This is a genomic window from Shimia ponticola, from assembly GCF_007995215.1.
In the GTDB taxonomy this organism is placed as follows: Bacteria; Pseudomonadota; Alphaproteobacteria; order Rhodobacterales; family Rhodobacteraceae; genus Shimia_B; species Shimia_B ponticola.
In genome coordinates this window covers 1,380,309-1,389,071 of record NZ_VCDK01000003.1, presented here as the reverse complement: position 1 = coordinate 1,389,071, position 8,763 = coordinate 1,380,309, and the positions used below count along the sequence as shown (strand labels likewise).

The window sequence follows — 8,763 nt, the reverse complement described above, 5'->3', positions numbered from 1 at the left end:
GGGGCCGCAAATTCTTAAAGCAAATTGGCCACTGATCTCTGCACGCTAGATACCTTTGACAGCAACAGAGGGTCACCATGCCAGAAGGACACACAATTCACCGTGCGGCGCGCGACCATGCAGACGTCCTGCAGGGCAAGACCATTGCTGCGATCTCACCACAAGGTCGGTTTGCAGCACAGGCCGAGCAAATAAACGGCACGGTCCTCACGTCTACCGGTGCCATTGGCAAACACCTTTTCTATCATTTCTCCAACGGCCTCACTGTGCACATCCACCTCGGGCTTGGTGGGTATTTCGTCCTTCAGACCCAACCGGCGGACCCGCCAAGAGACGTCGTCCGGCTACGAATGGAAGGACCGACGCATGTTTTGGACATCATCGGGCCAAATACTTGCGAACTGATACCGACGCACGACGTTGAAACTCTGCGCCTGCGTTACGGTCCCGATCTCCTCGCAGACCCACCAGATCCTGACCGCGCCATTGCACGTATCCGACGCAGCCGTGCGCCGATTGCCAAGTTGCTGATGGACCAGAAGGTCATGTCTGGGATTGGCAACATTTACCGTGCCGAGATTTTGTGGCTCCGCCGTATAGACCCGATGACGCAGGGTTGTGATCTGACAGAGGCCACGCTTCGTGCGCTCTGGGACGAAATGCGGGAACTGTTGAAACTAGGCGTCGAGTTGAACGCCATCGTCACCAATGGCGAACGTCCCAAACCCGGCGAACCGATCACCGAACGGACCAATATTTTTGCCAGTGACACATGCCCCGAATGTGCGGGAGGCATTGAAAAATCCACATTGGCTGGCCGGACGCTGTATCACTGTCCAGTTTGTCAGACACAAAGTACGTAAATCTGTGCTACGTCGGGGACATGCTATATGTGACCCCCCTAAACACGACGACCCTTTACCTTCTTCGCCATGCCGAGGCAGATGGTCCGTCTCAATCCGCTTCGCTAAGCGAAGCTGGCCGCAGAGCGGCGGAGGCATTAATCCCAACGCTCGAAGCATTTGAAATTGATGCGATATTTTCAAGTCCACTTGATCGCGCCTTGCAAACCGCATCCCCATTCGCGGCGAAATCGGGTCTGAACATCACGACGATGCCTGACCTGCGTGAACACCGTTTGTCCCTGCAAGTCCCCGACCCAGACGATCCTCTTTTGGAACAGCGCTTTGAGAAACGTGGTTTGGCACGTCCAGGCGGAGAAAGCTTTCAAGCGGTACTCGGGCGTCTGCGCCAAGCGATTCTGGCCATATCCCGCAGGCCATATGCGGCCCCTCTTGCCGTCACACATGGCGGTGTGATCGCCTCGCTGCTCTCTACGCTGGACCGTAGCTATGGATATGCGGAATTCATCCAAATGCCGCGTCCGGCCCTGTTCAAGGTCACGCACCGCAAGGGCAGTCCTACTCAGATCGAACCCATAGAACTTACGGGATAGTGCGCCTGCTTGCGGCCTGTCCTCAAACGGGCGGGCCACATTTAGCGGGACACCCCCGATCCCGCCATAATCAAAGTACGGCCAATTCGGCTGCGATTAAATGTGGCGATGTGCGGCAACCGAAACACCGCTTAGATCACCTTGCCACTATTGGTGAAGAGCGAAGACGATCTCGTTGTTTTGATAATTGGCGCACCGTCGTTCTTGGGGCGGCTTGCTGGGCTCAGCCTTGTGTTCACTCTTCTGGATACCGCGGTCGCAGACGTCTCGAATGGCAATTTCATTTTCTGATTTTGTCCCGGAGACGAGACGAAGCGCGTTATTTGAAGAATGTAAGAAGTTTGTGAAATTGGGTGGTCTCAGGGGGTTGCACCTTCTGAAGACTCGCCATAGATACGCCGAACGTTGGCGCGGGATGGAGCAGCCCGGTAGCTCGTCAGGCTCATAACCTGAAGGTCGCAGGTTCAAATCCTGCTCCCGCAACCAACGCAAACAAGCCGCCTTTCGGGGCGGCTTTTGTTGTTTCTGGGGATTGCAAGCCCATGGATCGACTGCGGCCTATTCATTCCTGCACAGCACTCATGTCTGAAACGGCGTTTGCTTGATGGCTCGGCGCATGTACACCGCAGTCCAAAGGGGGACTCACATGCCATCCATTGTTTCTGTCAAAGATGTACGCAAGGTCTATGACTCCGGCCATGAGGCGCTCAGTGGCGTTGATCTTGAAATTCAGGAAGGTGAAGTCCTTGCTCTGCTTGGTCCAAACGGTGCCGGTAAAACCACGCTGATCTCGACGATCTGTGGGATCACGACCAAAACAAATGGTACAATTACGGTCGGTGGGCATGACACCGTCACTGATTTTCGCGCGGCGCGAAACCTGATCGGGCTTGTCCCCCAAGAGATCAATCTTGAGCCTTTTGAACAGGTGATCAACACCGTTCGCTTTTCGCGCGGGTTGTTCGGCAAGCGCTCGAATGCGGCCTATGTGGATGAGGTGCTGAAGACCCTGTCACTGGACGACAAAGCGACGGCGCAAATCAAAGAGCTGTCTGGCGGCATGAAGCGTCGAGTCCTGATCGCTAAGGCGCTTAGCCACGAACCACGCGTGCTTTTCCTCGATGAGCCAACCGCAGGCGTCGATGTCGAGCTGCGCAAAGACATGTGGGAAACGGTTGCGCAGCTCAAGGCGCAGGGTGTCACAATCATCCTGACGACCCATTACATCGAAGAAGCCGAAGCGATTGCCGACCGGATTGCCGTGATCAACAAAGGCAAAATCCTTTTGGTTGAAGAAAAGGCCAAGCTAATGGCCCGCATGGGTCAAAAGGAATTGCGCATCGAGTTGGCCGAGCCTCTGCAAGCCCTTCCTGCCGGGTTCGAAGATGTCGACCTGAGCCTGTCAGATGATGGCGGGACGCTGATCTATACCTACGACACGGCAGGCGAACGGACCGGGATCACATCGCTCCTCACCGACTTGCAAAAGGCAGGCATCGTTTTGAAAGACCTCCAAACCCGCCAAAGCAGTCTCGAAGACATCTTTGTCGGTCTCGTCCATAAGGAGGACGAAGCATGAACCTGACCGCTGTAGGGGCCATCTATCGCTTTGAAATGGCGCGCTTTTTCCGGACGCTGATGCAGAGCTTTCTGTCGCCCGTCATGTCCACCGCGCTGTATTTCGTTGTCTTTGGCTCGGCCATCGGATCGCGCATCCAAGAGGTCGAAGGCGTCAGCTACGGTGCCTTTATCGTGCCCGGTCTGATCATGCTGAGCGTCATGACACAGTCGATCTCGAACGCATCCTTCGGGATCTACTTTCCGAAGTTCATCGGCACGATCTATGAATTGCTCAGCGCGCCGGTGAACTTCATCGAAATTGTGATCGGCTATGTGGGCGCTGCCGCAACCAAGAGCCTTTTCATCGGTCTGGTGATCCTTGGCACGTCATTCCTCTTTGTCGACATCACCATCGCGCATCCGCTGGCGATGTTGGCCTTTCTTGTGCTGACCTGCCTCAGCTTTGCGTTACTCGGCTTTATCATCGGCATCTGGGCTGGCAACTTTGAGCAGCTGCAACTCGTCCCCCTGATGGTCGTGACGCCATTGGTGTTCCTCGGTGGATCGTTCTACTCGATTTCGATGTTGCCACCGTTCTGGCAGACTGTGACGCTGTTTAATCCGGTGGTTTATCTGATCTCTGGCTTCCGCTGGTCGTTCTTTGGCACAGCCGATGTCGCCATCGGCGTATCCCTCTTTGCGATCGGGTTTTTCACCACGCTCTGCCTTGCCGTGATCTGGTGGATCTTCAAGACGGGCTGGCGCATTCGGACATAAATGCCACAGGGTAAAGCTGCGACGTTTCGTCAAAATCAGCAGGTGCCTTGTTGCCTGCTGGTGGCCCGCCTATGTGAGTCCGCATGAAGCGCTGGATCCCTGGAATGAAAGAGGACCCCACCGTCGCCGTTGTGCGGCTGGAGGGGATAATTGCGTCAGGCCGTGGTCTGAATGATCAGGTCATCGCGCCGACCATCGAAAAAGCATTCGCGCGCAAACCTGCCGCAGTGGCTCTTGTGATCAATTCGCCCGGGGGCAGCCCTGTCCAGAGCTCTTTGATCGCCGCCCGCATCCGGCGCTTGGCCGAAGAGAAAGAGGTCAAGGTCTACGCCTTTGTCGAAGACGTGGCGGCCTCTGGCGGATATTGGTTGGCCTGTGCGGGCGATGAAATCTACGTCGATGAAAGCTCGATCATCGGGTCCATCGGCGTAATCTCTGCGGGGTTCGGTCTGCATGAATTGATCGGACGCTATGGCGTTGAGCGCCGGGTGCATACAGCCGGAACGTCCAAGTCGATGAACGATCCCTTCAAACCTGAAAAGGCAGAGGATGTTGAGCGCCTCAAGGGCTGGCTGGAACAGATTCACCAATCCTTCAAGGACCACGTCGCGCGCCGCCGGGCTGGCAAATTGCCAGAGGACAAAGACCTATTTACCGGAGATATCTGGGTTGGGGCGTCCGGGATTGATGTTGGCCTTGCCGATGGCGTTGGGCATGTTGTGCCCAAGATGAAGGAAATCTTCGGGAAAAAGACCAAGTTCAAGGTCTATCAACAGCGCAAACCATTGCTGTCGCGCATTGGCGCGCGGGTCCTTGGTGATGTGAGCCACTCGATCGAAGAGCGTGCAGCCTACGCTCAGTTCGGGCTGTAAATGATCGTCAAGATTGTCACCCTTTTCCTGATCGGCATGGCCGTTTTGGCCATGTTCGGTCGTTTGCGGTTTCCCGGACAAAAGCGGCTTCAGCAGGCCAAGTGCCCCGATTGCGGGCGGTTTCGCCTTGGGCGCGGCCCGTGCGAGTGCAAAGGACTTAAATGATCTCTGATGTGATCCTTGATTGGACATTCGTTGTCCTTGGGCTTGTGATCCTGTTGCTGGCAGGTGACGTGCTGGTCAAAGGCGCAGTGAACCTTGCCCTGCGTTTGGGTATTCCTGCATTGATCGTGTCGTTGACAATCGTGGCCTTCGGAACCTCCGCGCCCGAGTTGCTGATCGCGATTTCGGCGGTGGATGATGGCGCGCCGGGCCTCGCGCTTGGCAACGTGGTCGGGTCGAACACGGCAAATATCCTGCTCGTCCTCGGTATTCCGGCGATGCTTGCGACGCTGGACACGTCCAACTGCGATACCCGGAAATCCTATCTGTACATGATCGCGGCCACGGTCCTGTTCATCGCCTTGGCCTTTACCGGCGAGTTCCAGTTCTGGCATGGTTGTGTGCTGCTGATTGCGCTTGCGTTTATCCTTCTCGATCAGGCGCGTGACGCACACGCCCATCGGAACACTTGCTCTGGCCCATCTGAGGATGAAGAGGACCTAGAAGGTGCCGATCCAAATATGCCTTGGTGGAAGATCTCGGTATTTCTGATCCTTGGCATCGCAGGTCTGCCGCTGGGCGCTGATCTTCTTGTTGATGGGGCAACCGCCATTGCGCGCGACTTTGGCATGTCAGAGGTTGCCATCGGTTTGACCTTGGTGGCCATCGGAACTTCCCTGCCAGAACTGGCGACCACTGTGGTGGCTGCCTACCGCAAACAGGCAGATGTGGCATTGGGCAACGTGATCGGGTCGAACATGTTCAACCTGTTGGCCATCATCGGCATCACTTCCCTGATCGGTGACATCGAAGTCGACAAAGAGTTCCTGCAACTCGACCTTTGGGTGATGCTGGGCGCATCCTTGTTGCTTGCGCCATTTGTCTTCCGCCGGTGGAAGATCACCCGAGTCTGGGGCGTCGCCTTGAGTGTGCTTTACGCGATCTATCTTATGGTCGTGCTGGCATAGCTTTGTCGGCAAAAGATACACTGAGGAGACACAGCATGCAGGCACTGGTCACCGGCGCGGGTAAGCGACTGGGGCGCGCCATGGCATTGTATCTGGCGCAACGTGGGCATGACGTGGCGGTGCATTACGCCTCATCTGCTGACGCCGCAGAGGATGTCGTCGCCGAGATCAAAGCCATGGGACGTAAGGCCGTCGCGTTGCAGGCTGATCTCTTGAAAGAAGCAGAAGTCGAAGCGCTCGTTCCTGCGGCGACAGAGGCTTTGGGTGGGCCGCTCACTGTGTTGGTCAACAATGCTTCGATCTTTGAATACGACAACATCAAGACCGCGACGCGCAGCAGCTGGGACCGCCACATGGAAAGCAACCTGCGTGCGCCGTATGTGCTGACGCAGGCGTTTGCTGCACAGTGTCCTGCGGGCGCGCGTGACGACGCGGGCGAGCCGTTGGCGCAGGGTCTGGTGGTCAACATGATCGACATGCGCGTGCGCAAGCTGACGCCCGAGTTTTCGACCTATACCATCGCCAAGATGGGCTTATGGGCGCTGACGCAGACGGCGGCGCAAGGGCTTGCCCCGGATGTTCGTGTCAATGCCATCGGTCCGGGTCCGACGCTGCGCGGCGGCCGCCAGTCAGAAGAGCACTTTGCACGCCAGCGCGCGGCAACTGTCCTTGGTCGTGGCGCGAACCCGTCCGATATCACGGCCGCTCTTGGTTATTTCCTCGATGCGCCAGCGATCACCGGGCAGTTACTGTGTGTCGATGGTGGTCAGCATCTGGCCTGGGAAACACCCGATGTTCTTGGCGTCGAATAGCGACCCAGGGTCAAGTTGTGCACCTGCAGAGGATGCTGACGCTAAGTGTCACAAAAAACAGGGCTTTTTCAGCGGATTGTATGTTTGGAAAAAAGTTTCCATTGTTTTCAATGCCTTGATGCGGTGCTTAAAAACTAGGCAATGTAACGAAGTGATGAAAATACAAAGAAAAAATGCGTGTGCCCAAGTTTTATCCGGTGAGTTATCCACATGTTCAGTGGATGCCTTAAGACTTGCGTAAGAAAGTTTAACAGGGCAGCCGTTTCAAGAATCACGGTTAGGTGAATGAGCGCTGATACATCTGCATCTCCTCGGGTCGGACAGTCGGTCATCGCCGACTACGTTCGCACGCTTGATGGGTCGCCCGGCGTCTATCGAATGCTGGATAGCCAATCGCGGGTTCTCTATGTCGGCAAAGCCAAGAACCTGAAAAACCGGGTATCGAATTATGCGCGCGGCAACGCGCATGCGCCGCACATCTATCGGGTGATCGCTGAGACAGCCTCGATGATGTTTCTGACGACCAAGACAGAAACTGAGGCGCTGCTTCTTGAGCAAAACCTGATCAAACAGCTCAAGCCGAAGTACAATGTGTTGCTGCGGGACGATAAATCGTTCCCCAATATTCTGGTCAGCAAAAGCCACGCCTTTCCGCAGATCAAGAAGCATCGTGGCGCGAAAAAGGAAAAGGGCGACTATTACGGACCCTTCGCCAGCGCGGGCGCGGTCAATCGCACCTTGAACCAATTGCAGAAAGTGTTTCTGCTGCGGAATTGCTCTGATGCTACGTTTGATGCGCGGACGCGGCCCTGTTTGCTGTATCAGATCAAACGCTGCAGCGCGCCTTGCGTGGGGTACATCAGCGAGGATGATTACAAGGCGTCTGTGAAGGATGCCGATCAGTTCCTGCGCGGGAAATCGACCGCCATTCAGGCACAACTGGCCGAGCAGATGCACAAAGCGTCTGAAGAGATGGAGTTTGAACGCGCCGCGGCCCTGCGCGACCGCATCCGCGCAATGACGCAGGTTCAGTCGGCCCAAGGCATCAACCCGCAAGGCGTGGCAGAGGCTGACGTGATCGCGCTGCATATGGATGGCGGGCAGGCCTGTGTTCAGGTGTTTTTCATCCGCGCGAACCAGAACTGGGGGAACCACGATTACTATCCGCGTGTCACCTCGGGCGCGTCGGTCGCAGAAGTCATGCAGGCCTTTCTGGGGCAGTTCTACTCAGACCGTGAACCGCCCCGCCTCGTGCTGATTTCAGATGACGTGGAAGACCGCACGCTGGTCGCCGAAGCGCTGACCGAAAAGGCAGGCCGCAAGGTTGAAGTTGCTGTGCCGCAACGGGGCGAAAAGCTGGAACTGATCGCAGGGGCCACTCGGAACGCTCGCGAAAGCCTTGCGCGAAAGATGTCCGAAAGCGCGACGCAGACCAAGCTGCTCAGAGGTCTGGCCGAAGCGTTTGATCTTGAAGCCCCGCCGCAGCGGATCGAGGTCTACGACAACTCGCATATTCAAGGCACCAACGCGGTCGGCGGTATGATTGTGGCCGGGCCAGAGGGCCTGATCAAAAGCCAGTACCGCAAATTCAATATCAAGGGTGATGATCTCGTCCCCGGCGATGACTTTGGAATGATGAAAGAGGTCCTGACCCGCCGGTTCAAACGCCTGTTGAAAGAGGACCCGGACCGCGAAGGCGGCACTTGGCCCGACCTTCTGTTGATCGACGGCGGGCAGGGACAGGTCAGCGCGGTGCATGAAATCATGGTTGAACTGGGCGTCGAAGATATCGACATGATCGGCGTGGCCAAGGGCGTGGATCGTGATGCAGGCAAGGAGGAATTTCACCGCATGGGCAAAACGGTGAAGGCCCTGCGCCACAACGACCCCGTCCTCTATTTCGTCCAGCGCCTGCGCGACGAAGCGCACCGCTTTGCCATCGGCACCCACCGCGCCAAGCGGGCCAAGAGCATGTCGAAAAACCCGCTCGACGACATCCCCGGCGTCGGCGCGACCCGCAAACGCGCCCTGCTCGCCCATTTCGGCTCAGCAAAGGCCGTCAGTCGCGCGAACCTGTCAGACCTGACGGCGGTCGACGGGATCAACGAAGGGCTGGCCGAGAAGATCTATGACTACTTCCATGAGCGGGGATGATC

9 protein-coding genes and 1 tRNA gene are annotated in these 8,763 nt (G+C 56.7%); all 10 read left to right on the top strand.

What is annotated here, in order from left to right:
- Window positions 1–77 precede the first annotated feature (77 nt).
- The gene (locus tag FE702_RS10150) at window positions 78–863 is read left to right on the top strand and encodes an Fpg/Nei family DNA glycosylase (protein WP_147126111.1); all 786 of its coding nucleotides are present in this window, start codon (window positions 78–80) and stop codon (window positions 861–863) included.
- 29 nt (window positions 864–892) lie between these two features.
- Window positions 893–1,456 carry a histidine phosphatase family protein gene (locus FE702_RS10145; RefSeq protein WP_186827046.1) on the top strand — a complete coding sequence of 188 codons (564 nt, stop codon included), beginning with the start codon at window positions 893–895 and terminating at the stop codon, window positions 1,454–1,456.
- A gap of 153 nt (window positions 1,457–1,609) precedes the next feature.
- Window positions 1,610–1,747, top strand: a complete 138-nt coding sequence (locus tag FE702_RS18625; protein ID WP_186827045.1) for a hypothetical protein — start codon at window positions 1,610–1,612, stop codon at window positions 1,745–1,747.
- 118 nt (window positions 1,748–1,865) lie between these two features.
- Window positions 1,866–1,942 (top strand) — tRNA-Met (locus FE702_RS10140).
- 160 nt (window positions 1,943–2,102) lie between these two features.
- Entirely contained in the window at window positions 2,103–3,035 is a 933-nt protein-coding gene (locus FE702_RS10135) for an ABC transporter ATP-binding protein (RefSeq protein ID WP_147126109.1), read from the top strand.
- Window positions 3,032–3,793 (top strand): ABC transporter permease, encoded by a 762-nt coding sequence (locus FE702_RS10130; protein ID WP_147126108.1) that lies wholly within the window; start codon window positions 3,032–3,034, stop codon window positions 3,791–3,793. Before FE702_RS10135 ends, FE702_RS10130 begins: the two co-directional genes overlap by 4 nt.
- Before the next feature lie 83 nt (window positions 3,794–3,876).
- On the top strand, window positions 3,877–4,665 hold the full coding sequence (locus FE702_RS10125) for a S49 family peptidase (protein WP_147126107.1): 789 nt from the start codon (window positions 3,877–3,879) through the stop codon (window positions 4,663–4,665).
- A 176-nt stretch (window positions 4,666–4,841) separates the two neighbouring features.
- The gene (locus FE702_RS10120; protein ID WP_147126198.1) at window positions 4,842–5,795 is read left to right on the top strand and encodes a calcium/sodium antiporter; all 954 of its coding nucleotides are present in this window, start codon (window positions 4,842–4,844) and stop codon (window positions 5,793–5,795) included.
- 35 nt (window positions 5,796–5,830) lie between these two features.
- Window positions 5,831–6,607, top strand: a complete 777-nt coding sequence (locus FE702_RS10115; protein WP_147126106.1) for an SDR family oxidoreductase — start codon at window positions 5,831–5,833, stop codon at window positions 6,605–6,607.
- Between the two features lie 285 nt (window positions 6,608–6,892).
- The gene (gene uvrC / locus FE702_RS10110; protein ID WP_147126105.1) at window positions 6,893–8,761 is read left to right on the top strand and encodes an excinuclease ABC subunit UvrC; all 1,869 of its coding nucleotides are present in this window, start codon (window positions 6,893–6,895) and stop codon (window positions 8,759–8,761) included.
- The last annotated feature ends 2 nt before the right edge of the window (window positions 8,762–8,763 follow it).

Coding starts and splice junctions, on each gene's coding strand:
- FE702_RS10150 (WP_147126111.1), top strand. CDS start 78: ATGCCAGAAGGACACACAATTCACCGTGCGGCGCGCGACCATGCAGAC.
- FE702_RS10135 (WP_147126109.1), top strand. CDS start 2,103: ATGCCATCCATTGTTTCTGTCAAAGATGTACGCAAGGTCTATGACTCC.
- FE702_RS10130 (WP_147126108.1), top strand. CDS start 3,032: ATGAACCTGACCGCTGTAGGGGCCATCTATCGCTTTGAAATGGCGCGC.
- FE702_RS10125 (WP_147126107.1), top strand. CDS start 3,877: ATGAAGCGCTGGATCCCTGGAATGAAAGAGGACCCCACCGTCGCCGTT.
- FE702_RS10115 (WP_147126106.1), top strand. CDS start 5,831: ATGCAGGCACTGGTCACCGGCGCGGGTAAGCGACTGGGGCGCGCCATG.
- uvrC (WP_147126105.1), top strand. CDS start 6,893: ATGAGCGCTGATACATCTGCATCTCCTCGGGTCGGACAGTCGGTCATC.